Below are 23,739 nucleotides of genomic sequence, written 5' to 3'. Positions count from 1 at the left end.
GCCAACACGACAAGCCCCGGCAACCTGACCGGGGCAAACGGCGCGGACTATAGACAGGAAATCCGGCGCGCGCGAGTCTCGCCAGGCAATTTGCCGCGCTTTGAGACGTTTTTTTGCCCCTTCCGATCCTCTCCAGGCCAATAGGTCGCAGGCGCCCGGCTTTGGCCGGAGTTCCGGCATCTTCCCGCTTGAAAAACACCGGCATTCAGGCGCGTCGCCGCCTCGTCATTTGGCCGGTGGGTCGCCGTCGTCCGACTTTTCGCTGCGGGCCAGCCGGAAGATCATCGGCGACGTTCTGAGGAGCCAGACAAAACGATGGCGGCGGCTGGCAGGGACGGCCTCCCGGCTCATGATCCGCGCCAGGATGAAGACGACGAGCGACAGGTGCAGCGTCGCCGTATAGACGAAAAAGGCCGGGGCACCGAACCGCGCCATGACAAGGGACGCAAGGAAAGGACCCGCCATCGCCCCTATTCCGTAGGCCAGGGTCAGCCCGGCGACCACATCGACAAACTGCCCCGGTTCGGCATGATCGTTGGCATGGGCGGCACAGAGAGAATAGAGCGGCAGCGCAAAACCGCCAAAGAGAAAGACGCCGGCATAGAGTTCGAACTGGTTCGAGGCATTGGAAATGAAGAGGCAGGCGAGCCCTGCACCCACGGTGAAGACACCGAGGACGACGCGCCGGTCGAACCGGTCGGACAGCCAGCCGGCCGGGAACTGGAAGACGGCACCGGCAAAGACCCAGACGGCGATGAGGGCTGCAACCGTCTCCAGACCGAGGCCGATCGCTTCCACATAGATCGGGCCGACCATGCGGAAGGCGCCGTTGGTGAGGCCGATGGTCAAGGTGGCAACCAGCGCCACCGGCGAGACTCGCCAAAGCATCAGCGGATCGATGAGACGGGCGGGAGGTGCCTGGGGATTGCGCTCGCTGGTGAGGGAGATCGGCACCAGCGCCAGACAGAACAGGATCGCCAGGACAATCAGGATATCGGGGCCAAGCGGCCCGAGCGCGGGCAGGATGAACTGGCTGGCCATGACCGCGGTCATGTCGACGATGCGGTAAACCGACAGGATCCGCCCGCGCGATGAATTGGTGGCGATGGAATTGAGCCAGCTTTCCAGCACCATGGTGGTGCCGCAGAAGGCCGCACCACCGACCAGCCTTATCAGCAACCAGCCCCACCCCGCGGGTGTGAAGGCAATCGTTAGGATGGCGATGGCACTGATCGACGCCAGCGTTGAAAAGACGCGGATATGCCCTGCTCGCGCGATCAGGAACGGTGTCAGCAGGACGCCCAGGATCATGCCGCCGAAATAGAACGACCCCAGCAGGCCGATCATGGCATCCGAAAGGCCTTCCGACTTCGCCCGCACCGAGATCATGGTCACGGTGACGCCGTTCGCACCCAGAAGGCAGGCGGCAGCAACCAGAAGCGGGGTCAGACGGCCGGCAAGAGAGCGTTCTTCCGCTGTCTCGACTGGATGAGTCATGGGTGAAGATCTTTCGGAATCGCGGAAAGAGCCTCCCGCAAGAATTTACTCTTGCCGGACAAATTCTCCGGTGCAAGCCCGTTCCGCTCGCTTTTCGGGTGTCGTCCACCTTGGTGCAGTGTTATCCGGAAGATCATCCGTCAATCCGGGACATTGCTATGCCGCTTCGAAACTGGATCATGCTGATCGTCCTCGGCGCTATCTGGGGCGGGTCTTTCCTGTTCGCCAAGGTCGCCGTCGCCGAAATACCACCCTTTGTGCTGGTGTTCTTCCGCGTCTTCATTGCCTGCATGGTCCTGCTTGCAATCCTCTGGCATCGCGGGCTGATCGCACGGCTTGAACCGAGATACGCCCTGCCATTCCTGGTCATGGGCCTCCTGAACAATGCGGTCCCCTTTTCGCTCCTGTTCCTGGGACAAACGGTGATCGGCGCAGGCCTCGCCTCGATCCTGAATGCGACGACACCGGTCTTCACGGTGATCGTCGCCAGCCTGCTTGTGAAACAGGAGACGCTGCAGGCCAACCGGGTGGCCGGTGTCGTGCTCGGCGTGGCGGGTGTTGCCGTGATGCTGTCGAGCAGCCTGTCGGGCCTGGCGGAAGATCCCGTCTGGGCGCAGCTCTGCTGCCTTGGCGCCGCCGTCTCCTATGCCTGCGCCGCCACCTTCGCCCGCCGGTTCCGCGAACTGCCGCCGCAGGTTGCCGCCACCGGCCAGTTGATCGGCTCCAGCCTCTTGATGTTGCCTGTTGCGCTTCTGACAGCAGGCAGCTGGACTGTCGCAGACCCTGGCCTGACTGTGTGGCTCAACGTGCTCGCGCTCGGAGTTCTGGCAACGGCTTTCGCCTATCTGATCTATTTCCAGCTTCTGGCCGAAGCCGGGGCCACCAATGCATCGCTGGTGACGCTGCTGGTGCCGGCAAGCGCGCTCTTCTTCGGCTGGTTGATCCTTGGGGAAAACTTGAGCCCATTGCAGCTTGGCGGTTTCGCCATCCTGCTGGTGGGCCTGATCGTCCTCGACGGACGCCTTGTGCGCCGCCGCCGTGCCCCGGCGGCCTGATCGGAAAAGGAGCCTTCTGCAGTTTTCCAAAAGCAGAAGGCTCAAGCGTCAGGGTCTTGGGCTGCACCTGACAGAAGTCCGGAAAAGCGCCTCTGAAGGGCGCTCTTCCGATTGCAATCAGAACTTCAGGGCCTTGACCTGCTTGACATGCGAGACGGCCTGCAGCCGCGCCATGACGTCGGCCGGAACCGCGCCGTCGACCTCGACCAGGCAGATGGCATCCGCTCCAGCGGCAAGTCGGCCCAGGTTGAAGGTCGCGATGTTGACGCCGCTGTCGCCAAGTTCCATACCGAGATGACCGATGAAGCCGGGCTTGTCCTCGTTGGTGATGTAAAGCATGTGGGGCCCAAGTTCGGCTTCCATGTTGATGCCCTTCACCTGGATGATGCGCGGTTTGCCGTCGGCAAAGACGGTGCCGGCAACAGAGCGCTCCTGGCGTTCGGTGATCACCGTCAACCGCATGTAGGTCTCGTAGACGCCGTCCTTCTCGCGCCGGATCTCCTCGATCTTCATGCCGCGTTCCTTGGCGAGGATCGGTGCCGAGACCATGTTGACGGTCTGCAGCAAAGGCGTCAGCAGCCCGGTGAGAGCCGCGGCTGTCAAGGCCTGCACGTTCATCTCGGCAACCGCTCCGGCATATTCCAGCCGAACGCCCTCGATACCGGTCTCGGTCAGCTGGCCGGCGAACGATCCGAGCTGCTCCGCCAGCCTGACGAAGGGCACCAGCTTCGGCGCTTCCTCGGCGGTGATGGACGGCATGTTGAGAGCGTTGCGCACGGCCCCCTGCAACAGGTAGTCGCACATCTGTTCGGCCACCTGCAGCGCCACGTTCTCCTGGGCTTCCGCGGTGGAAGCACCCAGATGCGGCGTGGAGACGAAATTCGGCGCGCCGAAGAGTACGTTGTCCTTGGCCGGTTCCTCGACAAAGACGTCGAAGGCTGCGCCCGCGAGCTTGCCCGCCTCAAGCGCATCCCTGACCGCCGCCTCATCGGCCAGCCCGCCGCGGGCGCAGTTGATGAGATAAGCCCCATTCCGCATCTTCGCGATCGTGCCGGCATTGATGATATTGCGGGTCTTGTCGGTCAGCGGCGTATGCAGCGTGATGAAGTCGGAGCGGCTGAGAAGTCCGTCCAGTTCGACCTTCTCGACCCCAATCGCCATGGCCCGTTCCGGTGTCAGGAACGGATCGAAGGCAATGACTTTCATCTTCAGGCCGATGGCCCGGTCGGCAACGATGGAACCGATATTGCCGCAGCCGATCAGCCCGAGCGTCTTGCCGGTGAGTTCGCGGCCCATGAAGCGGGACTTTTCCCACTTGCCGGCCTGAGTCGAGGCATCCGCTGCCGGGATCTGCCGCGCGACAGCCATCATCAGCGAGATCGCATGTTCAGCGGTCGTGATGGCGTTGCCGAAGGGCGTGTTCATCACGATGATACCCTTGGCCGTCGCCTTCGGGATGTCGACATTGTCGACGCCGATCCCGGCCCGGCCGATGACTTTCAGATTGTCCGCTGCGGCAATGATCTTTTCCGTCACCTTGGTGGCGGAGCGGATGGCCAGGCCATCATACCTGCCGATGATCTCCAGCAGCTTTTCCTTGTCCTTGCCGACATCCGGCAGGAAATCCACATCCACGCCGCGGTCCTTGAAGATCTGCACGGCAGCGTCCGACAGCTTGTCGGATATGAGTACCTTGGGAGCCATGAGCACCCTCCTTGAATATGCGAGGAAACCGGGCAGCAAGCCCGCCCGGAGGTGTCGTCATTGAAGGAAGTTCAGGCTCAGGCGGCCTGAGGCAGTTTTGCTTTTTCCGCGTGGAAAGCCCAGTCGAGCCAGGCGGTCAGCGCCTGGAGGTCGCTGGCCTCGACCGTTGCGCCGGCCCAGATCCTGAGACCCGACGGCGCATCGCGGTAGGCGCCGATATCGTAGGCAATGCCCTCGGCATCCAGCTTCGTCGCCAGCGACTTGGCAAAGGCGGCTTGAGCGTCGGCGGAAAGCGCCAGGATGCCCGGATCGGTGACCTTGAGACAGACCGACGTGTTGGACCGGGTTGCCGGGTCGACGGCCAGAAAATCCACCCAGCCGGCCTTCTCCACCCAGTCGGTCAGGACCTTGAGATTACCGTCGGCCCGGGCGCGCAGCCCCGAAAGTCCACCAAGGCCATCGGCCCATTTCAGGGCATCGATATAATCCTCGACGCAGAGCATCGACGGCGTGTTGATGGTCTCGCCCTTGAAGATGCCCTCGATCAGCTTGCCGCCCTTGGTCATGCGGAAGATCTTCGGCATCGGCCAGGCGGGGGTGTAGCTTTCGAGGCGTTCGACGGCGCGCGGGCTCAGGATCAGCATGCCGTGGGCGGCTTCCCCGCCCAGCACCTTCTGCCAGGAAAAGGTCACGACATCGAGCTTGTCGAAGGCCAGGTCCTGCGCAAAGGCGGCCGAAGTCGCATCGCAGATGGTCAGGCCTTCGCGGTCAGCAGGTATCCAGTCGCCATTCGGGACACGCACGCCGGAGGTGGTGCCGTTCCAGGTGAAGACGACGTCCTTGGAAAAATCGACCGACCTGAGATCCGGCAATTCGCCATAGGGCGCTTCCAGCACCCGCGCATCTGCCAGCTTCAACTGCTTGATGACGTCGGTAACCCAGCCGGAGCCGAAGCTTTCCCAGGCGAGCATCTCCACACCGCGGGCACCGAGCAGCGACCACAGCGCCATCTCGACGGCACCCGTGTCTGACGCCGGGACAATGCCGATCCGGTAGTCGGAAGGAACGTTCAGGACCTTGCGGGTCAGCTCGATGGCTTCCGCAAGCTTCGCCTTTCCGGGCTTGGCGCGGTGCGACCGGCCGAGCGGCGCATCACCGAGCGCTTCCAGCGACCAGTCGGGACGCTTCGCACAGGGACCTGAAGAGAAATTGGGATTGGCCGGACGCACGTCCGGCGTGACGGTGAGGTCTGTCATATCTGTCTACCCTCGCAGATAGTAGCCCCTCGTTGGGGAGGGGTGGCCCACCTATGGGGATATGACGTTCCTGACCTTCGGTCAATTCAAATCGGCAAAGACCGCTTGAGGAAACAAAAAGGCCGGTCGAGCGACCGGCCTTTCGATATTCGTTGATCCCAAGGATCAGAAGTTGCTGGTGATCGGACCCTGCGGTTCGTAGTAGACCGGACCGGCCGCAGCACCGAAGGTATAGCGGACACCGAGGCGGATTTCCTGAGCGGTGAGGTCGTCCCACTTCACACGGGTGCCACCGGTACCGGCATCGTAGAGCTTGACGGTTTTTGCCGTGCCGAGATCCTTGTAGCGATAGCCTGCATCGATCGCCCAATTGTCAGTGACAGCGTAGGAAGCACCGGCCATCAAAGCCCAGGCAAAGTTCCATTCGCTATGCTCGCCGTCATAATCCGTTTGGCCGGTTCCACCCGGATTGATGGAATAGGTTCCATCAGTCCGGACATAGGAAGCGCCGATACCGGCACCGACATAGGGCGTGATCCGGTTCCAGGTACCGAGATCGACATACGCGTTCCACATGACGGTCCAGACATCGATGTCCGTGCCTTCCGTGGAGTAGCCGCCTGTACAGGAACCGCAGACCGCGTACCCCTTGGCGGAAGCCGCAGCTTCATAATCGATTGTGACGTCCGACCGGAAATAGTCGTTGAACTTGTAGCCGATACCGACGCCAATCATCCAGGTATTGTCGAGCGATTCCCGTTCGAAGCGCAGATCGCCGATAATCGGGTCGTTGAAGCTGCCGCTCGGATCGCCGTAGATCTTGTAGCCGAGATCGCCGCGTAGGTAGAGCCCGCCGGCTGCCGCCGGAACTTGCGGGATGTGTTCAATGACCGGAGTTGGCAAGTCCGCGGCATAAGCAGCAGTGGAGAGCGCAACAGCAAAGCCGGTCAAAGACAAACGCTTAAAGAAATTGTCCATGTCCTCGTCCTCTTTCAGTGAGCGTCCGCTTTTCCAATGACCGGACACATCAAACTTGAAAGGATACTGACGGGAATTCATTAATTGTGACTTAACTCTGTTCCTTAACCGCGTTTTTTTACCTTAAGAAAGAGTTAACAGCGAAGGAACTGTTTACCGAACATTAAAAAACCGCCCCTTACGAGGCGGCTCTCGTCAGTATTCGTCAGATTTACGCTGCGGTGGCTGCGACCACGCCGGCAATGTCGTTAACAACCTGGTTCACGAGGTCCGCATCGTCGCCTTCCGCCATCACCCGGATGAGGGGCTCCGTACCGGACGCGCGAATCACCAGCCTGCCCGTCGCACCGAGACGGGCTTCTCCGTCTTCGATTGCTGACTTGACGGCGTCCTGTTCCAGGGGCTTGCCGCCCTTGTAGCGCACATTCTTCAGGATCTGCGGGACCGGCTCGAACCGGCGGCAGACTTCCGACACGGGCCTGTCCTGGTCCTTGACGCAGGCCAGGACCTGCAGCGCGGCAATCAGACCGTCGCCCGTCGTGGCGAAATCGGACAGGACAATGTGCCCGGACTGCTCACCGCCGACATTGTAGCCGTTGGCCCGCATATGCTCGACCACATAGCGGTCGCCGACCTTGGTGCGCGCAAGACCGAGCCCAAGGCTCTGCAGATAACGCTCCAGGCCAAGGTTGGACATGACGGTGGCGACGATGCCGGGTGCAGACAACCGGTTGCTGGACTGCCAGGACTGAGCCACGACCGCCATCAGCTGGTCGCCGTCGACCACGGTGCCGGTTTCATCGACGATGATGACGCGGTCGGCGTCGCCGTCGAGGGCAATGCCGATATCGGCACGGACTTCGTGCACCTTGCGCGACAGCGCATCGGTCGCGGTGGAGCCGCATTCCTTGTTGATGTTGTAACCGTCCGGATTGACCCCCATGGAGATCACGTCCGCGCCCAGCTCCCACAGGGCCTCCGGAGCCACCTTGTAGGCAGCGCCGTTCGCACAATCGATGACGACCCGCAGGCCCTCCAGGCTCATTTCCCGCGGCAGCGTGCGCTTGGCAAATTCGATGTAGCGCTGCTGCGCTCCGTCGATCCGCTTCGCCCGGCCGAGCTCACTCGCGCCCGGGAGACGGGATGTCAGATCGCTTTCCATCAGCTCCTCGATCGACTTCTCGATCTCGTCGCTCAATTTGAACCCGTCCGGGCCGAAGAACTTGATGCCGTTGTCCTGGAACGGATTGTGGGAGGCGGAGATCATGACGCCGAGATCGGTCCGGAGCGAGCGCGTCAGCATCGCAACGGCGGGGGTCGGCATCGGGCCGAGCAGGAAGACATCCATGCCCACCGACGTGAAGCCGGCAACCAGCGCGGTTTCCAGCATGTAGCCGGACAGACGGGTATCCTTGCCGATTACGACCCGGTGGCGATGCCCGCCGTTCTTGAACGTCAACCCAGCGGCCATACCGACCTTGAGTGCCATTTCAGCCGTCATCGGATAGCTGTTCGCCTGGCCGCGAATACCGTCGGTGCCGAAAAACTTGCGCATCAATCTGCCTGTCTGAATGTGTTCGCCTGCGCACTTTTAGCGCAATCGAGCCTGCTCACGATTCAAAATATGTGAGCAATTGTTACTATTCGCTAACGTCTGCCAGACCTATCCCACAAAGAACGATGCCCGGCTCGGGGGCCGGGCATCGCGAGGTCTCGATCTGGGCTGACCGGTCAGGACGGCTGCGGCTCCATGCCGCCGCTGGCCTCGTCGCCGCCGCGCTTGGCACCGGCGGTCGGCACCGCAGAGGAACGGCCCACCGGCTGGTCGTCGTCGGTGTCGCGCACCGGCGGCTTGCCTGTCAGCAGGTCCTTGATCTCGTCGCCGGACAGGGTCTCGTATTCCAGAAGGCCCTTGGCGATCGTGTGCAGTTGGTCCTCGTGGTCGCCAAGGATCTTCTTGGCGGTCTCATAGCCCTGATTGACGAAGGACTTGATTTCCGCATCGACGATCTTCTGGGTCTCGTCGGAGACATGCTGGTTCTTGGCAACGGAATGGCCGAGGAAGATTTCTTCCTGGTTCTCGCCATAGAGCAGCGGGCCCAGCTTGTCGGACATGCCGAACTGGGTTGCCATGGCGCGAGCCAGTTTGGTTGCCATCTGGATATCGCCGGAGGCGCCGGAGGTCACCTTCTCGTAGCCGAAGATCATCTCCTCGGCGACACGGCCACCCATGGCAACCGCGAGGTCGGCCTTGCACTTGGCCCGGGTCAGCGACACCTGGTCCTTCTCCGGCAGGCGCATGACCATGCCGAGCGCACGTCCGCGCGGGATGATGGTCGCCTTGTGGATCGGGTCGGAAGCTGCCTGGTGGAGAGCCACCAGCGCGTGACCGGCTTCGTGATAGGCGGTCAGCTTCTTTTCTTCCTCGGTCATGACAAGCGTGCGGCGTTCCGCCCCCATCATCACCTTGTCCTTGGCGTCCTCGAATTCGGCCATGGTGACCAAACGCTTTGAGCGGCGGGCAGCCAGAAGAGCAGCCTCGTTGACGAGGTTCATGAGATCGGCACCTGAGAAGCCCGGGGTGCCACGCGCCAGGGTTTTGACGTCGACATCGGGCGCCAGCGGAACCTTGCGCATATGTACTTTCAGGATCTTCTCGCGGCCGGTGATGTCCGGGTTCGGCACCACGATCTGGCGGTCGAAACGGCCCGGGCGCAGCAGCGCCGGGTCGAGAACGTCCGGCCGGTTGGTCGCGGCGATGATGATGATGCCTTCATTCGGCTCGAAACCGTCCATCTCGACCAGCAGCTGGTTGAGCGTCTGTTCGCGCTCGTCATTGCCGCCGCCGAGACCGGCACCGCGATGACGGCCGACCGCATCGATTTCGTCGATGAAGATAATGCAGGGAGCGTTCTTCTTGGCCTGTTCGAACATGTCGCGGACACGGGAAGCACCCACGCCGACGAACATTTCCACGAAGTCGGAACCGGAAATGGTGAAGAAGGGCACGTTGGCTTCGCCGGCAACCGCGCGGGCGGTCAGCGTCTTACCGGTGCCCGGAGGCCCGACGAGAAGGACACCGCGCGGAATGCGGCCGCCAAGGCGCTGGAATTTCTGCGGGTCGCGCAGGAATTCAACGATCTCCTGCAGGTCTTCCTTGGCTTCGTCGATGCCGGCGACATCCTCGAAGGTGACGCGGCCATGAGCTTCCGTCAGCAGCTTGGCCTTGGACTTGCCAAAGCCCATCGCCTTGCCGCCGGAGCCCTGCATCTGCCGCATCACGAAAATCCAGATGCCGAGAATGACCAGCATGGGCAGCCAGGACAGAAGCGTATTGAGAAGCGGCGAACTCTCGGCCGGTGCGCGGGCCTTGATGAGAACGCCCTTCTTGCGCAACTCGTCGACATATTGCGCGCCTTCCGGCGCGTAGGTCTGGAACCCGCCGCCGCTTGTGAAGTCGCCGCTGATCTTCTGTTCCTGAATCAGGACCGATTTGACCTCGCCGTTATCGACATGCCGCATGAATTCGGAATAGGCGATATCGTTGGTAGCGCCATGCTGAGCAGGGCTCTGGAACAGCTGGAACAGGGCGATCAGCAACAGGGCGATGATGACCCAGAGAGCGAAGTTGCGAAAGTGTGCGTTCATTTCGTTTCCTTAACCGCCCAACACGACTACATGGACGCGGTTACGTTTCTTTATGGCGAAGATAGGTCGCCCAAAGCCCGCTGCCAAGGCGGTGCGCCATAGTTGCGCATATGCACTGACTATTTTCTTAAGCCCGGACCTGTACCAGATGTTCGCATCGGGGAAAACCTCAGATTTCTCCGGCTTCGCCCCCGTCTTCCACAAGGTTAGCCATCAATTTATCCGCGAACGGCAAACGCTCGATTTTCAGCGCTGCTCCCATGGCAGAATTACCGTTGGCATTAGTGTCAAAGCCCAAAGCCATCCAGACGATTTCGCCCTTCATCCAGACCGCGGGCGCGCAATCAAAGGCGGCTTTCGGCCACCCGTCCGGCCAGTCGATCTCCCTCGACACAACCGGTGCAGCGTAAATCGGCCCCAGAGCAAGGCCAGTCCCCTCCGTCACTGACACGCCATTTGACGTAACGTAATAACGGAAACGGTTGTCCCACGTTCCGGTTCCGGCAAGACCGGTCAGCGTTTCGGGAGGATTCCGGCCTGGCTCGCGCCAACACCAGAGCCAAAAATCTCCTGCTTCGAAAACGGCACCCGACAGGGTATGTCGCCCCTTCTCCTGCGACATCAGCCAGCGATCCAGCGTTTCGAGTTTTTCCAGTCGCTGGCGCGCGGGCAGCCCCCTCGCCCGCATTGCAAGGAAATTGAGCAAACGCAGCCGGAGATCTTCCGCAATGGTGCGATAGACGGATCGCTCCAGACGCAGCGGCCCGGCCGGGTGTTCTTCCACATGTTTGAAGGCAAGATCCCGGGCGGTTGCCTCCAGAGCCTCCCGCGCCCGGCGGATATTCGCAGCAGTACGGCCGATCCGCTCCGCGCTCAGCCCCTCCCCTTCCAGAAGCGACATGACAGCCCGCAGGCGGCTGCGCTTGTATTTCGGATCGAGGTTCGAAGGATCGGAACACCAGGGGATCCCTCGCTCGACAAGACTTGCTTCCAGCTTCTCCTTCGGGATCTCCAGAAACGGCCGCAGCAGACGCAGGCCGGACGGCCCGTCCGGTTCGTCAGCTGCCATGGCGCTCAGGCCGGAAACGCCGCTGCCGCGTGTCAGCCGGTCCAGAAAGGTCTCGGCCTGATCGTCAAGATGATGGCCAAGCACAAGCGCTTCTGCGCCGCTCTGGCACATTCTCTCCGCCATTATGCTGTAGCGGGCGCGGCGCGCCTCTTCCTGAATGTTCCGGCCGGGTTTATCCCCGTGCCAGGTCAACCGGGTACAGGAAAGCCCGTGCGATCTCGCGGCTTCGGCGACAAAATCTGCCTCGGCGGCGCTTTCCGGCCGCAGGCGATGATCGACGCACAGCACTTCGGCCGAGCCAGGCCATCGGGTACGACGGCGCCATTCGCTGAAAAGAACGAGGAGAGAAAGGGAATCGGCTCCGCCTGAGACGGCAAGGGCCAGATTGGAAAAGGAATTCAGACAGGAAAAGAGCGTGTCGACACGATCATCCGGGAGCCCGCGAGGCTCAACCGGGTTGTCAGGAGCACTGTGCACGGCGGCGCTCGTCGCGCGCCTGGGTCAGAACGGCTGGGGCGGCATTGGGAAATTTGTTCAACAGCTCGGAGAAGGTCGCGCAGGCTGCCTCCGCTTCGCCAAGGCCGTGCAGCGATACGCCAAGCTTCAACAGGCTGTCAGGGCTTTTGGCGTTACCAGGATGATCGGTATAGGTCTTCAGGAACGCGTCGGCTGCCTCGCGGTAATTCTGCTGCGCCAGAAGGCTCTCGCCGAGCCAGTATTGCGCGTTTGCCGCCAGCTGGTCGTCCGGGTAATTTTCCAGAAAGGTGCGGAAACCCTGTTCCGCTGCCGAGTAATCGCCGTTGACCGCCAGCGAATAGGCCTGATCGTAATCCGTGCGCGGGTCGCCGCTGCCGATCACGTTGGCGATCTGGTCATCGTCGGTGGCAAGGCCAGGATCGGGAACGGTCTCCAGGCCGGCTCCCGGAAGGTTTTCCAGCCCGTTCGCCAGTTTCGACAGATCGATCGGCCCGTTAGAAGGCAAGTCGTTTTCATAGCCGCCGGACTGATCCCAGCTGCCGTCGCCGGACCCGTCGACCGGCAAGGTGGCGACGGTGCCGTTCGGATCGGACAGCGTACCCGGCACCGGGATGCCGTCAGCGCCGAGACCCGGCGCAGTCGACCCGGGAGCACCGGTCGGCGCAATCTCCGACCGTTTGCCCGTTCCGCCGCCTTCCAGTTGCTGGAAGCGGTACTCGTTGTCCTCCTGCATGCGGCGCATCTGATCCTGCAGCTCGCGCATCTGATAGGACAATTGTTCGATCTGGCCTGTCAGGACCCGGATCCGTTCTTCCAGCTGGCCGATCCGCACGCTGGAATCGTCGTTTTTCCGGCCGAACAGCTGGGCTTGTGACGGCGTGGCAGCGACGATGAAGACCAACGCCATGACGAGACCTGCCAGTCCCTTAAAATTCCGCATTCGCTCCTCCGGTCTGGGAAATGTCCCGGTGCTGGACCCCGTACCGGGCCCGTTCGCGGATCGCTCTCAGACGCAATTACAAAACAAATCCACGTGCGTAGTACTTACCACGCCCGGCACTGTACTCAAGTGCACAGAGCGCTCGGACTTCGGCCAAATTTTGACGTTTCCGGCTGAAATCGAAGAGTTCGGGCGCCTCACAAACAAAAGGCCGGGCACCGGCCCGGCCTTCCAGACATCAAAGGCTGAACGATCAGTTCGTCGCGTTGTTCAGCACGGTCACCGCACGGCGGTTCTGGGACCAGCAGCTGTTGTCGTTACAAACGGCGACCGGGCGTTCCTTGCCATAGGAAATCGTCCTGATGCGCGACGCATTCACGCCCTGGGCGACCAGGTAGTCACGCGCGGACTGGGCACGGCGGGCCCCCAGCGCAATGTTGTACTGGCGCGTGCCGCGCTCGTCCGCATGGCCTTCCACGGTGATCGTGTACTGGGAATAGCGGTTCAGCCACTTGGCCTGGTTGGCAAGTGTCGTCTGGCCCTGGGCGTTGAGGGTCGACTGGTCTTCCTCGAAGAAGACGCGGTCGCCGACATTGACGACGAAGTCCTGGCCTGTGCCCGGCTTTGCATTCACACCGTTGGCAAGTCCGTCCGGTTTGGTACGATCACACGCAACCACAAACAGAAGCGCGAAAACAACTGCTACCCATCGCGCGCCTCGTGCGGCGGTTTCACTCTTGAACATTCCTGTCTCCTAAACCCCAGCCCGCCAACCTGACATTGGGATCGTCTGGTTCTTGGTAAACGTTTTCTAGCCAAAACCGGTAAAAAACGCCCTATCAAACGTGGTTAGCGAAAGCTTAACACAGCCTGCCCGAGCAGACCGAACCACTGCCTCAGTCGATGAGCGGCGACCAGGACGGATCCGACGCAAAGGCCGGGGTCTCTACCCGCTGCTCGTTGTAACCGGTCAGGTCCACGGTCCAGACCTGAGGGCCGCCATTGGCGCCCGGTGTGTCGCGGAAGAATACCAGCACGCGCCCGTTGGGCGACCAGGCCGGTCCTTCGTTGTGATACCCTTCGGTCAGAATACGCTCGCCCTTGCCGTCAGGCCGCATCACACCGATCATGAACCGGCCCTGATGCTGCTTGGTGAAGGCGATCAGGTCGCCGCGCGGTGACCAGACTGGCGTCGAATAGCGTCCCGGACCGAAGGAAATGCGCTGCGCTCCGCCGCCGCCTGCATTCATGACATAGAGCTGCTGCGTGCCGCCCCGGTCGGATTCGAACACGATCTGGCTGCCGTCCGGCGAGAAGGACGGGCTTGTGTCGATGGCGGCGTCGTTGGTCAGCCTTGTGGTCTGGCGCGAGCGCAGGTCCATCTTGAAGATATTGGCATTGCCGCCCTGCTGCAGGCTCATCACCACGCTCTGGCCGTCCGGCGAGAATCGCGGGGCAAAGGTCATGCCCGGGAAGTTGCCGACGATCTCCCGCTGGCCGGTCTCGATGTTGAGCAGGTAGACACTCGGGTCCGCCCCCGCATAGGACATGTAGGTGATTTCCTGGCTCGTCGGCGAGAAGCGCGGCGTCAGCACCAGATCGTCGCCCCGGGTCAGGTAGCGCGTGTTGGCGCCGTCCTGGTCCATGATGGCCAGCCGCTTGACGCGCTTGTCCTTCGGACCGGTCTCGTCGACAAAGACGATGCGCGTATCGAAATATCCCTTTTCACCGGTCAGGCGCTCATAGATCGCATCCGCGATGATGTGGGCAAGGCGGCGCCAGTTTTCCGGCGTCGTATAGAACTGCTGGCCGAGCATCTGCTCGCCGGCGAAGACGTCCCAGAGGCGGAACTCGGCGCGCAGGCGCCCGTCCGGCTGCTTGATGACCGTGCCGGTGACAAGCGCCTGAGCGCTGATCTGGCGCCAGTCGCCGAAGCGCGGCGAGGAATTCACGCTCATGTTCTTCTGGATGAAGCTGGCCGGATCGAGCGGATTGAAGAGGCCCGACCGCTTCAGGTCGGCGGCAATCACACCGGTCATGTCGACGGCGAGCTTGCCGTCGCCGCCTTCAGCGGAAAAGGGGGGCAGCGCAATCGGCAGCGGCTCGATATTGCCCTGGGTGATGTCGATCTCGACGAGAGCCACGGCCGGCAGAGGAGCAAAAACAGCAAATGAGGCAACGAGAAGGGCGAGCCCGCGGGCTTGTTTCCCCGCAAGTACAGAAAGTTTTTTCAAAATTCCGCGCATGAGCACAACAGCTCCCTTATCGGTTTATCCGGACAATCGGGTCTAGGTTCAGGACTGGTTCAAACATCGCCTGACGCTCTACCCTCCGACGATCATCTCTTTCGGATCGAAATTGATGATCACTTCCTGCCATGCTTCATACTTGGCAATTGGCAGATTGTATGGCGCACAGCGCATAATCGCACGCGTCGCGCTGCTGGCCGCAGCTCCGAACGCGGGATTACCGCTTGAATTCATGACCTGGGGCCCACCTGTCACCTCGCCGTTCTGCGACAGGTTGAACTTCACCTTGACCTTCAGGTCTTCAGCACCGACGGCACCCACCGGCGGGTTCCAGCATCTGGCGACCTGCCCACGGAGTGCATCCAGTTCGGACACGCTCATCTGAACGACCGGCTGGCCCCTTTCAGAGCCGAGCGACGCCGGCTGCTGGGATTGCTCGCCCTGTTCCCTGGCCGGGTCGCGCTTGTCGAGCAGCGCCGCGATCTCTGAGGTGTCGAGTTCCGGCTTCGGCTGTTCAGGCGTGTTTCGAGGAGGTGTCGGCTTCGAGCGCGGGGCGACCTTGGTGACGATCGGCTGCGGCACGGGGGGAGCTGCCTGCTGCGGCACCGGTTCGGCGGCCGGCGCAGGTGCCGGAGCCGGTTCCACGGCGGCTACCTGTTCCGGAACGGGGGCCGGAGCCGGTGCCGGTTCCGCCACCGGCTGCGGTGCGGGCGCGGGAGGAGGCGTCGGTGCCGGTGTCGGTTTCGGCGGCACCGGTTCAGCCTTCTTCTCGCCCGGCTTGTCCGCAGGCTTCGGCGGCTCCTTGTCCGGCGTTTCGCTCGGCTTCACTGCGGCAACTTCGCGGATTTCGGCACTCTTGTCGCCGGTTCGGAGCCGGGTGAATTCCTCTACCGGGACCAGGTCGACCGGAAGGGATTCCACCTGCGGGACGGTAAAACTCTCCGCGTCCGGAAAGGCGATCAAGCCCCAGAGGAGAAGGGCCGTATGTCCGGCCAGAGACGCGATGAGACCTGCGCGCATTTGGCGTTACGAGTCCCGTTCTTCCAAAGTAACAAGGCCGAGATGTTTGAACCCGGCCGCACTGATGCGGCCCATGAGTTTCATCATGGTGCCGTAGTCGGCATCCTGATCGCCGCGCACATAGATGCGCTCTTCGTAGCCGTTGGAGGCAATGGCCTCGAGCTTCGGAACGATCTCGTCGATGGTGATCGGCGTTTCCTGAATGAAAATCTCACCGGATGCATTCACCGAGATCGTTATCGGCTCAGTATCGCCTTCCAGCGCCTTGGCCTGGGTCTCCGGAAGGTCGATCGGCACGCCGACCGTGAGCAGAGGTGCGGCCACCATGAAGATGATCAGCAGCACGAGCATCACGTCCACCATCGGCGTGACGTTGATCTCGCTCATCGGCGCATTGCGCCGCCGGCGCCGGCCACGCCGTCCGCCTGATTGACCGGAACCGACCTGCATGGCCATGGTTCAGCCCCTTTCGTCGATCTGGCGGGAGAGGATCGCGGAGAATTCGTCTGCGAACCCTTCCATGCGCGAGACCGCCTTGCCGACATCGGCTGCTAGTTTGTTATAGGCGATAACCGCCGGAATTGCGGCGAGCAGGCCGAGAGCGGTCGCAAACAGCGCTTCAGCGATGCCCGGAGCCACGACGGCAAGGTTGGTGCTCTCGGAGGCCGCGATCGCCTGGAAGGCGGTCATGATGCCCCAGACCGTGCCGAAGAGGCCGATGAAGGGGGCGGCCGAGCCGACGGTAGCCAGGATCAGCAGCCGGCTTTCGAGCCGCTCCGCCTCACGCTGGATCGTCACGTCCATAACCCGGTCGATACGTTGTTGCAGGCTGCCGATTGCCGGCCGCGCGCCTTCGTGGCTGCGTTTCCATTCGCGCATGGCCGCAACGAACAGCGCCGCCATGGAATGGTTCACGCGATTGTGAAGCGTGCCGTACAGATCCTCGAGAGACTGGCCCGACCAGAAAACGGTTTCGAACCGGCTCATCTGCCGCCGTGTGCGGCCGATCAGCATGACTTTGTCGACGATGATCGCCCAGCACCAGACGGAAGCCGCCAATAGCCCGACCATCACGAGCTTGACGACGATATGCGCCTGCCAGAACAGCGAAAAGAACGAGATGTCGCCATGCGGCGCCGTCAGTGTCGTGTTGACGAGTGTTTCCATAAATTCAATGACCCCTAGGTCTGCTGACGCGGTGTTGCAGTGAAGGTTCCGAATGCGGCAGCGTGGAACCGGAATCAGCCGACCGGCTCTGTGACCAGTCGCCTCTCTGACGTTGGATTTTGTCAAAACTGGGACTTTCCCGCCAAAGAAAGCCCCCCTCTAAAGGAATCAATTAAGGTTACTGCAAGATTAACGCAGTAATCGAATTTGAAAGTATTTTCGAAACCGGCCCCTTAGCCCACACCGCAGTGATTTTTGCGGCTTAGCCGCCCACGTTTTCGGCCGGAACATACATCAAAAGTTTTTCGGAAAGATCATGGGGCAACCGGGTCGGCCGGCCTTCGGCGGTGATCACGGCGACGGTGACGGCAGCCGAAACAAGAAGCTCGCCCTCGCGATAGACCAGCTGATCGAGCCGGATCCGCGCACCCCTGTATTCGGCAAGACTGCTGTGTACCTGCAGCACATCGTCGATTCGCGCCGGCTTGCGGAAGTCCAGGGTCATCGTCTTGACCGCGAAGGCCAGTTTCGCGCCGTGGATGCCATCGGCCATCTCGAAATGATGAATGCCCATGAGCCGCAGGAAATCGGAGCGCGCGCGTTCGAAGAAACGCACATACGCCCCGTGATAGACGATGCCGGTGAAATCGGTGTCCTCGTAATAGACCCGCACGGGGAGCACATGACCGCCCTCTTCCAGGCGGCCGGCGATATCCGGCCAATCCGACACGTTCTGATCCTTCACGGCAAATGAAAAAGCCTCCCGGTCTTCCGACCGGGAGGCCTGACTTGCTTTCTTCCTAGAGCGTTTCCCTAGGCTGCCGCAACCTCGGCCAGGAATTTCTCGACGGAGCCTCGCAGACGTTCTGCCTGCTGCTTCATCTCGATGGTGGCGTTCAGCATGTCGCCGACGGCTTCCGAGTTCTCCGCAACACCGGCATTCAGCGAAGCGACCGTCGCAGCGACACTGCGAGTCCCATCCGCGGCTTCGGCAACGTTGCGCGAAATCTCGCCGGTCGCCGCGCCCTGCTGCTGCACGGCATCGGAAATGGTCGCCGTATAGGAATTGACCTCTTCGACCGATTCCGACACCCGGGCGATCTCTTCCACCGCCTCGGTGGTGGAGGCCTGGATTGCCGCGATCTGGGCGGAGATTTCTTCCGTCGCCTTGGCCGTTTGCCCGGCGAGTGACTTCACTTCCGACGCGACGACCGCGAAGCCCTTGCCGGCATCACCCGCGCGGGCGGCCTCGATGGTGGCGTTCAGCGCCAGGAGGTTGGTCTGCTCGGCGATCTCGGAAATAAGCGACACCACGTCGCCGATCTTGTTGGCGGCTTCCGCCAGACCCGAAATCTTGGAGTTGGAGCTCTGGGCCGCTGTCGTCGTCTGGGCAACGATGGAGGCGGTGGTTTCGACCTGACGCGAGATTTCCGAAATCGATGCGTTCAGCTCTTCCGTCGCCGAGGCAACCGCCTGCACGTTGGAGGAAGCATTTTCCGACGTCGAAACGGCAGTCTGGCCCTGGTCGGACGCCGCCGCGGAGCGGTGGCTTAGCGCGGAAGAGACTTCCTCGACCCGCGAGATATTGGTTTCCACGAGTTCCAGCACGGCCTGGGATTCGGCACGGAAGTCGGCAATCAGCGAATCGATCAGCTTTTCACGCGCTTCCCGGGCAATGTGCCCCTTCTTGCGCTCGGATGCCAAACGCTCGCGTTCGACGGAGTTGTCCTTGAACACTTCGATACAGCGAGCCATGCGGCCGATTTCGTCAGCACGCTCGGTCGCCTCGACAGCAACGTCCAGGTCTCCATCGGCGATCCTGCGCGCGGCAACGGACAGACGCTCCATCGGCGCGAACATGCGCCGGGTCACCCACCAGATCAGACCGACGATCGGCACCAGGCAAAGGAAGCCGGAAATGATCGCGCCATAGGTGATACGGTCGGCGGCAGCCGAAAGCTCGGTCTGCTTCACGGCCTCGACAACACCGAAGGGTGCACCGACAAAGGTGTTGCTGGCTTCGGCGAAACGGTAGACGCCGTCATCGAGCTGGATCAGGCGGTCGTCGACGCGGATATCGGCAATGTCATGCACCTTTGCCGCGCCACCGGACGGATCCAGCATCACAAGCTTGCCGTCCGAATCGGAGAGGAAGCTGCGCTCGCTTTCGCCGAGGCCCGTCTTCTCGTTCAAGAGACCGGCGAGCTGTTCCATGTTGGCGGTAAAGGCGATCGCACCGAAGAAACGGTCGAGATAGAAGACCGGCAGGGCCAGAACCTGCGAAACGGTGCCGTCCTCGGAGGTCACGAAACCGGAGGAATAAATCTGACCGCCTGCCAGCGTTCCGTCCTTGGAGGCGGCGAAGAGCTTGCCGAGCGCGATCTGGACCGGATTGCCCTGGATGGCCTCGTCCTCCACATGGAAGGCGAATTCAGGCCCCTTGCGGTAGGTGTAGGTTATGAAGCCTTCCGGATTGGCGAGGGCCGCGTCGGAGAAGAGCCCCTGGCCCGTCAGTTCCTGGAACACGGGGTGAACGACCTTGTGGTTGTTCACGTAATAGTTCGATTCCGCCGGTTCCACGAGCAGATGGCGCTGTTCCGGATCCGGATTTTCGGTCACGAAGAGCCGCCGGAGAAGCTCGTTCTGGCCCTCCTTCAGGTTCTTCCAGCCGACCATGGTCTTCATCAGGCTGTCCTTGGCGCCCTCAAGCGTCGAAAAGAACGCCGCGCTGTCCTTGACCTGCCCGAGCGACAGTTCCAGCACCTTCTGCTTGGCACTGGTCGCGCTCTGAAGCCCGGCATCCGCCTGCCCGTTGGCGACGTCCCGGGAAATGATCGAAGTGACCGTGACAATGGCAACGCACATGGTCAGTGCGCCGGCCAGAAACATTAGAGCCAGTTTAGATGAAAGCCGCTTCCGCATGGTTTCCCCCGAATAGTTAACGGGAGAATAGGCTCGGATTCGCGAATAAATGCTTAATCGCTGAACAAGACCTGATAGTTATGACAATACAAGGGTTTATCTGCTTTTATGAAAGACTAGTCGGGATCTGAAAACAGACCCATTTGCGGAGCGTCCGGACGGGACGGCACAGCCAGCCCAAGATGCTGGAAGGCCATGGCTGTCAGGATACGGCCGCGCGGCGTGCGCTGCAGGAAGCCGTTCTGAATCAGATAGGGCTCGACGATTTCCTCGATCGCATCCCGCGGTTCCGAAAGGGCGGCTGCGATCGTTTCGATGCCGACAGGCCCGCCACCGAAATTGAGAGCTATCTGGTTGAGATAGCGACGGTCGAGACTGTCGAGCCCGGCCCCGTCGACCTCCAGCTGAAGCAGCGCCTTGTCGGCAAGCGCCCTGTCGACCCGCTCCGCGCCTTCAAAGACCGCGAAGTCGCGCACCCGGCGCAAAAGACGCCCGGCAATGCGAGGCGTGCCGCGCGAGCGCTTGGCAATCTCGTGAGCACCGTCCTCCGCCATGCCGATACCGAGGATCGAGGCACCGCGTTTGACGATGTGTTCCAGTTCCGGAACCGTATAGAACTGCAGCCGCACAGGAATGCCGAACCGGTCCCGCAAGGGCGTCGTCAGAAGCCCGAGGCGCGTTGTCGCGGCGACAAGCGTGAATTTCGCAAGATCGATCTTGACCGACCTGGCCGCCGGCCCTTCGCCGATGATCAGGTCGAGTTGGAAGTCTTCCATTGCCGGATAGAGCACTTCCTCCACCGCCGGACTGAGCCGGTGGATTTCGTCGATGAAGAGAACGTCGCGCTCTTCCAGATTGGTGAGCAGTGCGGCAAGATCGCCGGCCTTGGCGATCACCGGACCGGAGGTCGCGCGGAAATTCACCCCAAGCTCGCGCGCCATGATCTGCGCCAGCGTCGTCTTGCCGAGACCCGGAGGACCGACGAATAGCACGTGATCGAGCGCCTCGCCGCGCGCCTTGGCAGCCCCGATGAATACCTTCAGGTTGGCGCGTGCCTGAGCCTGACCGACAAAGTCGTCCAGCGCCTGCGGGCGCATGGTGCTGTCGATCTCGTCACCGCGGATTTCCGGCGTGACGATGCGGCTGTCATCCGACATGGCTTACGACCACAAACAAAAGCACAAGCAGGGCAAAGGAATAGGCCACCCGGAGTGCGTAGAACTTCCTGTGCTGGCTGCGGACGAACGGATCGTCCGTCTCGATCCGCCGTCCCTTTATGGCGAAGGGCCTGTCTCCCACCGACAGGGAAAACCGGTGATCGAGATACATGATACCGCCGATGCCGAGCACGACGAAGACAATGGCAATGACGGCATAAGTCACGGCGATCATTGGGCCAACTCCTTCAATCCCAGACGGATAAGCGTCTCCGTCGTCGCCTCGTCCCCGGCCGACTGGACGGCCTTGGCGACGGCAGCGCTCGCCTGTGCCTGGGCATAGCCGAGATTTGTCAGCGCGGAAACCGCTTCCGCCACCGGCCTTGAGGCCACCTTGTCGGCAACGTTCCGGGCGACCGCGATGGTGCCCGCGTCGATGCTGGCAAGGCCCGGTGCCTTGTCCTTCAACTCCGCGACGATGCGCTCCGCCACGCGCTTGCCGACACCGGGTGCCCGCGAGATCGTCGCCTTGTCGGCAAGCGCGATCGCATTGGCGACCTCGCTGGCCTTCAGGATGCCGAGGATACCGAGCGCGACTTTCGCCCCGACGCCCTGAACCGTCATCAGGATACGGAACCACTCGCGCTCCGCCTCGATGCCAAAGCCGTAGAGCCGGATCATATCCTCGCGCACGATGGTCTCGATGAAAAGCACCGCCGCCTCTCCCGCCCGCGGCAGGCCCTGCAGGATGCGGGACGGGCAATGGACCTGGTAGCCGACGCCGTGAACGTCGAGGATCACGTGATCCTCGCCATAGCTGTCGACCGTACCTTTGAGCTTGCCGATCATGCGGCCCCCCTTGAGGCGATCTGTGCCGCCATGCGGACACTGCTTGCCCGGTGCTGGGCGTGGCAGATGGCGATCGCCAGCGCATCGGCCGCGTCGTCCGAATTGAAGGTGGCCCGCGGCATGAGAACCTTCACCATGGCGCGGATCTGCTCCTTTTCCGCATGCCCCGTGCCGACCACGGTCTTCTTGACGAGGTTCGGCGCATATTCGGCGACAGGCAGGCCGGCGAGCGAGGGCACCAGAAGGGCAACGCCGCGGGCCTGGCCCAGCTTCAGCGTCGCGCCGGCATCCTTGTTGACGAAGGTCAGCTCGACTGCAGCTTCCACCGGATCGTGCCGGCGCACCACGTCGGTCAAGCCGTCATGCAGCTCGACAAGGCGTTCTGCCAGGGTCTTCTTGTTGTCGGAGGTCACCGTGCCGGAGGCAATGAAGCTCAACCGGTTGCCGGCCGCTTCGATGATGCCCCAACCGGTGCGCCTCAGCCCCGGGTCGATGCCCAGCAATCGAATCGCGTGTGTCATGGAACAAATCGGTAACAAAACTTCCCCGTTGACGCCAGACAAAGCGCGGCTTACCACCGGAAAGCCTGTCCAAAACCTGTGCCGGGCATCGTTTCCGACCGGCTGCTGCCGAAAGCATGCCCTTGTGCCCGGGTCCGGGACCCAAGCATCCCCCACCGGCGCTCCCGCAGCCAGCCTCCGAGTTTTTCATGTTCGAGCTGTTTCAGTCGTTTTCGCCCGCCTTGCTCGCCTTCCTGGCCGCCGTTCTGTTTGTCGCCGGCTGCGTGCGCGGATTTGCAGGTTTTGGCGCGGGCATGATTTTCATGCCCGTTGCGACGAGCGTCATGCTGCCCTCGACGGCCGCCGCAGCCTTCCTCTTCATCGACGGCATCGTTGCCCTGCCTCTCGTCGTCCGGGCGCTCAGGATCTGCGACTGGGCAACCGTGCTGCCAGCGGTCATTGGCGCGATTGTCTTCGTGCATTTCGGAGCCTGGCTGCTGGCAAATTCCGACGTTCTGGTGCTGCGCTGGTCCATCTTTGCCATCGTGACGGGCTTGTTGCTGTTGCTGGTCTCAGGATGGCGCTATCACCGCAAACCGACGAAGCCGGTGTCCCTGGGTGTGGGTGCGGTTGCCGGGGTTCTTGGCGGGATCTCGCAGGTTTCCGGCCCGCCCGTCGTCGCCTTCTGGCTGTCGAGCGCGAAGGAACCGGCGATCGTGCGCGCCAACCTGATCGTCTTCTTCGCGCTCGCCAGTGTCGGTACCTTCATCGCCTATACGCTCAACGGCTTCTTCACGCTGGAGGTGTTTCACCTCTTGATCATGGCGATCCCGGTCTATGCGCTGGCGATCTATGCCGGCTCGAACGGCTTCAAGCGTGCCGATCCGGGCCTTTACCGCAAACTCGCCTACGGCCTCATCGCGCTTGCGGCCCTCACCAGCATGCCGCTGCTGGATCCGCTGTTCCGGTAGGTCTGTTTTCCGACATTTCAGCCAACTTCCGCCTCATCCTGAGGAGCGCGCTTGCGCGCGTCTCGAAGGATCGGCCACCTGTTCGGGAGTATGTGGCCGATCCTTCGAGACGGACCTATCGGTCCTCCTCAGGATGAGGTCAGAGTCGAGACGGACCTGACGGCTCCCTCAGGCTGAGGTCAGAGTCGAGATGGACCTGACGGCCCCCTCAGGATGAGGCCGGAGTCGAGACGGACCTGACGGCTCTCTTCGGGATGAGGTTTGAGCTTGGAGGCATGTC

The 23,739-nt window shown here is 62.0% G+C and carries 21 protein-coding genes; 2 read left to right on the top strand and 19 right to left on the bottom strand.

Annotation, left to right across the window (positions count from 1 at the left end; genetic code table 11):
* Positions 1–225: 225 nt before the first annotated feature.
* Entirely contained in the window at positions 226–1,497 is a 1,272-nt protein-coding gene (locus ACX3M4_RS22850) for an MFS transporter (protein ID WP_459355268.1), read from the bottom strand.
* Between the two features lie 158 nt (positions 1,498–1,655).
* Between ACX3M4_RS22850 and ACX3M4_RS22845 the strand changes: the two genes are divergently transcribed.
* Positions 1,656–2,552 (top strand): DMT family transporter, encoded by an 897-nt coding sequence (locus ACX3M4_RS22845; RefSeq protein ID WP_459355267.1) that lies wholly within the window; start codon positions 1,656–1,658, stop codon positions 2,550–2,552.
* Positions 2,553–2,669: 117 nt separating this feature from the next.
* On the opposite strand, the gene serA is transcribed toward ACX3M4_RS22845, so the two are convergent.
* From serA to ruvC, 18 genes are all read right to left on the bottom strand, one after another.
* Positions 2,670–4,256 carry a phosphoglycerate dehydrogenase gene (gene serA / locus ACX3M4_RS22840; RefSeq protein WP_459355266.1) on the bottom strand — a complete coding sequence of 529 codons (1,587 nt, stop codon included), beginning with the start codon at positions 4,254–4,256 and terminating at the stop codon, positions 2,670–2,672.
* Positions 4,257–4,333: 77 nt separating this feature from the next.
* On the bottom strand, positions 4,334–5,512 hold the full coding sequence (locus ACX3M4_RS22835; RefSeq protein ID WP_459355265.1) for a phosphoserine transaminase: 1,179 nt from the start codon (positions 5,510–5,512) through the stop codon (positions 4,334–4,336).
* 165 nt (positions 5,513–5,677) lie between these two features.
* Positions 5,678–6,490, bottom strand: a complete 813-nt coding sequence (locus ACX3M4_RS22830; RefSeq protein ID WP_459355264.1) for an outer membrane protein — start codon at positions 6,488–6,490, stop codon at positions 5,678–5,680.
* Positions 6,491–6,701: 211 nt separating this feature from the next.
* Complete coding sequence (gene glmM / locus ACX3M4_RS22825) at positions 6,702–8,045, bottom strand: phosphoglucosamine mutase (RefSeq protein ID WP_459355263.1); 1,344 nt, start codon at positions 8,043–8,045, stop codon at positions 6,702–6,704.
* A 176-nt stretch (positions 8,046–8,221) separates the two neighbouring features.
* Positions 8,222–10,138, bottom strand: a complete 1,917-nt coding sequence (ftsH, locus tag ACX3M4_RS22820; RefSeq protein WP_459355262.1) for an ATP-dependent zinc metalloprotease FtsH — start codon at positions 10,136–10,138, stop codon at positions 8,222–8,224.
* A 169-nt stretch (positions 10,139–10,307) separates the two neighbouring features.
* Entirely contained in the window at positions 10,308–11,684 is a 1,377-nt protein-coding gene (gene tilS / locus ACX3M4_RS22815) for a tRNA lysidine(34) synthetase TilS (RefSeq protein WP_459355261.1), read from the bottom strand.
* Entirely contained in the window at positions 11,668–12,624 is a 957-nt protein-coding gene (gene ybgF / locus ACX3M4_RS22810) for a tol-pal system protein YbgF (RefSeq protein ID WP_459355260.1), read from the bottom strand. Before ybgF ends, tilS begins: the two co-directional genes overlap by 17 nt.
* A gap of 253 nt (positions 12,625–12,877) precedes the next feature.
* Complete coding sequence (gene pal / locus ACX3M4_RS22805; RefSeq protein WP_459355259.1) at positions 12,878–13,369, bottom strand: peptidoglycan-associated lipoprotein Pal; 492 nt, start codon at positions 13,367–13,369, stop codon at positions 12,878–12,880.
* A 151-nt stretch (positions 13,370–13,520) separates the two neighbouring features.
* Positions 13,521–14,870: a Tol-Pal system beta propeller repeat protein TolB gene (gene tolB / locus ACX3M4_RS22800; protein ID WP_459355258.1), complete on the bottom strand. Its 1,350-nt coding sequence runs from the start codon at positions 14,868–14,870 to the stop codon at positions 13,521–13,523.
* Between the two features lie 78 nt (positions 14,871–14,948).
* A complete protein-coding gene (locus tag ACX3M4_RS22795; RefSeq protein WP_459355257.1) occupies positions 14,949–15,893 on the bottom strand; it encodes a cell envelope biogenesis protein TolA in 945 nt (314 codons plus the stop codon).
* Positions 15,894–15,899: 6 nt separating this feature from the next.
* A complete protein-coding gene (gene tolR / locus ACX3M4_RS22790) occupies positions 15,900–16,349 on the bottom strand; it encodes a protein TolR (protein WP_459355256.1) in 450 nt (149 codons plus the stop codon).
* Between the two features lie 3 nt (positions 16,350–16,352).
* On the bottom strand, positions 16,353–17,060 hold the full coding sequence (tolQ, locus tag ACX3M4_RS22785; protein WP_459355255.1) for a protein TolQ: 708 nt from the start codon (positions 17,058–17,060) through the stop codon (positions 16,353–16,355).
* A 262-nt stretch (positions 17,061–17,322) separates the two neighbouring features.
* Complete coding sequence (gene ybgC, locus ACX3M4_RS22780) at positions 17,323–17,790, bottom strand: tol-pal system-associated acyl-CoA thioesterase (RefSeq protein WP_459355254.1); 468 nt, start codon at positions 17,788–17,790, stop codon at positions 17,323–17,325.
* Between the two features lie 83 nt (positions 17,791–17,873).
* Positions 17,874–19,982: a methyl-accepting chemotaxis protein gene (locus ACX3M4_RS22775; RefSeq protein ID WP_459355253.1), complete on the bottom strand. Its 2,109-nt coding sequence runs from the start codon at positions 19,980–19,982 to the stop codon at positions 17,874–17,876.
* A 116-nt stretch (positions 19,983–20,098) separates the two neighbouring features.
* The gene (ruvB, locus tag ACX3M4_RS22770) at positions 20,099–21,139 is read right to left on the bottom strand and encodes a Holliday junction branch migration DNA helicase RuvB (RefSeq protein WP_459355252.1); all 1,041 of its coding nucleotides are present in this window, start codon (positions 21,137–21,139) and stop codon (positions 20,099–20,101) included.
* Positions 21,129–21,374: an endonuclease gene (locus tag ACX3M4_RS22765; protein WP_459355251.1), complete on the bottom strand. Its 246-nt coding sequence runs from the start codon at positions 21,372–21,374 to the stop codon at positions 21,129–21,131. Before ACX3M4_RS22765 ends, ruvB begins: the two co-directional genes overlap by 11 nt.
* Entirely contained in the window at positions 21,371–21,988 is a 618-nt protein-coding gene (gene ruvA / locus ACX3M4_RS22760) for a Holliday junction branch migration protein RuvA (protein WP_459355250.1), read from the bottom strand. Before ruvA ends, ACX3M4_RS22765 begins: the two co-directional genes overlap by 4 nt.
* Positions 21,985–22,509, bottom strand: a complete 525-nt coding sequence (gene ruvC, locus ACX3M4_RS22755) for a crossover junction endodeoxyribonuclease RuvC (RefSeq protein ID WP_459355249.1) — start codon at positions 22,507–22,509, stop codon at positions 21,985–21,987. Before ruvC ends, ruvA begins: the two co-directional genes overlap by 4 nt.
* A gap of 188 nt (positions 22,510–22,697) precedes the next feature.
* Here ruvC and ACX3M4_RS22750 point away from each other — a divergent pair, with 188 nt between their 5' ends.
* The gene (locus tag ACX3M4_RS22750) at positions 22,698–23,459 is read left to right on the top strand and encodes a TSUP family transporter (RefSeq protein ID WP_459355248.1); all 762 of its coding nucleotides are present in this window, start codon (positions 22,698–22,700) and stop codon (positions 23,457–23,459) included.
* Positions 23,460–23,739: the final 280 nt, after the last annotated feature.

It is taken from the genome of Roseibium sp. M-1 (genome assembly GCF_054515675.1).
Note: the sequence above shows the minus strand (reverse complement) of the source record. Positions and strands in the feature narration are given on the sequence as shown.